Genomic DNA, 2,717 nt, shown 5'->3' on the forward strand with positions numbered 1-2,717 from the left:
CGGCTTTCGCTCGTTTGCTGATACAAGTGTAATGTGGGCACGAAAGCGGAATATCAGCCAGTTTAAACACCGAGTTGATAAAGCCTTGTAACGCTCGCAGTGGCATAGAGAAAACACGTTTAACCATTAGTGCGGTGGTAATGGCTAAGTCGCTAAATACGTGTGGGCGACCTTTCCTTGGTTGCTCAGCCTTAGCTTTCCACTGGGCGATAGCGTCCTCATCAATCCAGAAGGTAAGTGAGCCACGATTAATTAAGGCTCGATTGTATTGCTTCCAGTTAGTTGTTTTATAGCGAGGTTTTGACACGATTGATGGGTGAGTTGATAGGCTATGCCGATCAGATCACCAGCTATGGTTTTAGTTCAACTGATTTAGGAAACAAAGCCCGTCTACACACAAAATCAATGGCAGAGTGCTTTCAGATGGGGTTGGCATTAAGTCACCTATCGCATTTGTCCCATTTGTCTTATAGATTAAAATTATGCTATAAGTGTTAACTAAGCAAGAATAATCATGGGTACGAGAGCATGAAAACGCTCAAGCCAAGCGATATTGCTCAATATTGCGATGTTCATCAACGCACAGTGAGTCGCTGGATCGCTAAAGGTCAATTAAAAGGTCACAAATTACCTGGACGGGGTAATTATCGAGTCTTGGTTGATGACTTCATTAGTTTTCTACATCAACAAAACATGCCAATGCCAGAAGCCTTTTTAGCCTCAAATAATAATGAGTTAATGGCTGATAAAAAGTCTATTCTTATCATTGATGATGAATTATCGATGCGAAATGCACTCAGGCGGGCACTCCATTCAACACCCTTTGCAATTTTATCGGCACAGGATGGTTTTCAGGCTGGGGTGAAAATTATTGCTGAAAAGCCAGATTTAATTCTTCTTGACCTGTCCTTACCTGGGTTGAATGGTTTTGAAGTTATCCAATTTATTCGAGAGCGACCAGAGTTAGCAAATATTAAAATTTTAGTATTATCAGGGCTTTCACCTAAAGAGTTAGCAGAGTCGATTAGATTAGGTGCGGATGATGCGATAGCAAAACCTTTTGATAATCATGATCTATTGGACAGAGTAAATATGCTCTTAAGCTAGAGGCCACAATGGATAACTCTTTACTACTAGTCGATGACGATGTTGGCATTTTAAAGGCCCTAAAACGCTTATTAACTCGTTCTGGCTATTCGGTAAAGACAGCTCAAAGTGGAGAAGAAGCGTTAAACCTATTACTCACTTATGATTGTAAAGTTGTTTTGACCGATTTTAGAATGCCCTATATGGATGGAGGGCTGTTACTTTCTAAAATCAAACGCTTATATCCTGAAGTCGTCGGGCTTGTCATTAGTGGTTATTCAGATTTTGAGTCGGTGAAGTCATTACTTAATGCGGGTAGTGCGTATCGTTTTCTGCAAAAACCTTGGGAAGATAACGAGTTACTTGATGAAATAGCGAATGCATTTACGCATCACAACAAACAGATTTTTCAACGCCAATCCCAAAAAATGTTGTTGGCTAGTTCCGATGCCTTACTCGAGATATCCCCATCTAATCAAATTGTGCATGCTAATATTGCGGCGACAAAGCTCTTGGGTTCAACCTTGGTCGAGGGACGTTTGCTTGATGAGTTTTTGGTTGAAACAGATAGGTTAACCTTGCAGGAACAGACATTAGCAATCGGTCAGAGTGTATCTATTAGGTTATTGAATCACACTGAATTAGAAGTGAGTTGTCGTTTAGCTGGTCCTTCTGGGGTAGTTTTGTGTTTAAATCCCGTGACTGATGGTGAGTTGCTAAACACGGCATTTGAACTTCCTTCGCTGCTTAATTATCAGCAGCTTATATCGGTGATAACACAATATCTCAATTCTCGCAGAGCTATGGTTCTCGTTGTTATCAAGATCAAAAGTTTTGAACTCTGGAGCCGCATGATTGGTTATTCAGAAGCGCAGCGGACTATCGAGCATATTGCATTACAGCTACTTAATTCCACTGGTACGGCAGGGGAGCTTGCACTACTAGCTAATGAACAATTTGTGCTTTGTTTACCTGATATTACCTCCGAGATGGACGCTTTACAGAAGGCCGCTTCAATTATTGACCCCGTGACTGGTAAAGCTAATTTGACCTCATCTAAGTTGGATTATGCTGTCAGTTACTGTCTTATACCCGACGATGGTGATGAGCCTCGAGCCGTTCTGAATAATTTATTACTGGGTAATCTGATGATGGCAGAAGACTCCGTCCGGATGTTTATGCGTTATGATCAGCAAGCTATTGAACGAAAAAAACACCAGATCTCATTAAATCAGGCGTTATTTCATGCGGTGCAACAGCGTCAACTTTTTCTGCATTTTCAGCCAAAATTTGATTTTGCCAAATATAATTTGTCCGGCTGTGAAGCCCTCATTCGGTGGCAGCACCCCGAATTTGGGATGGTTTCACCTGCGTTATTTATTCCTTTAGCAGAGCAACATGGCCAAATGGTGGATATTGGCTATTGGGTGCTCAAAACGGCCTTTATTACTGCGGCTAGATGGCAGAGTGAAGGCATTCAATTTGGAAAAATGGCAATTAATATAGGCTTTGTTTCCTAAATCGAGTGAGCGAACAACACTCTCATCATTGTTCAAATATCAAGCTACATAGTGGGTTTCAGGCATACCTAGCCCAGTAAGTTTGTTCAAAGCCCTAATCATCGCGTAAGC

General features: G+C 41.4%; 3 protein-coding genes. 2 read left to right on the forward strand and 1 reads right to left on the reverse strand.

Going from position 1 to position 2,717, the window contains the following annotated elements; all coding sequences use genetic code 11:
• Nucleotides 1-307, reverse strand: a 307-nt coding sequence (locus IEY09_RS20040; protein ID WP_188872404.1) for a transposase, incomplete at its 3' end; no start/stop codon positions are given.
• Nucleotides 308-528: 221 nt separating this feature from the next.
• On the opposite strand from IEY09_RS20040, the gene IEY09_RS20045 reads away from it, so the two are divergent.
• Together IEY09_RS20045 and IEY09_RS20050 are read left to right on the forward strand one after the other, a co-directional pair.
• Entirely contained in the window at nt 529-1,107 is a 579-nt protein-coding gene (locus IEY09_RS20045; protein WP_037419118.1) for a response regulator, read from the forward strand.
• 8 nt (nt 1,108-1,115) lie between these two features.
• The gene (locus tag IEY09_RS20050) at nt 1,116-2,606 is read left to right on the forward strand and encodes a response regulator (RefSeq protein ID WP_188872406.1); all 1,491 of its coding nucleotides are present in this window, start codon (nt 1,116-1,118) and stop codon (nt 2,604-2,606) included.
• Nucleotides 2,607-2,717 lie beyond the last annotated feature (111 nt).

Source organism: Shewanella xiamenensis (assembly GCF_014647135.1).
Lineage (GTDB): Bacteria > Pseudomonadota > Gammaproteobacteria > Enterobacterales > Shewanellaceae > Shewanella > Shewanella xiamenensis.

What these genes read in the sequence shown, in the direction of transcription:
- IEY09_RS20050 (WP_188872406.1), top strand. Translation starts at nt 1,116, where the DNA reads ATGGATAACTCTTTACTACTAGTCGATGACGATGTTGGCATTTTAAAG.
- IEY09_RS20045 (WP_037419118.1), top strand. Translation starts at nt 529, where the DNA reads ATGAAAACGCTCAAGCCAAGCGATATTGCTCAATATTGCGATGTTCAT.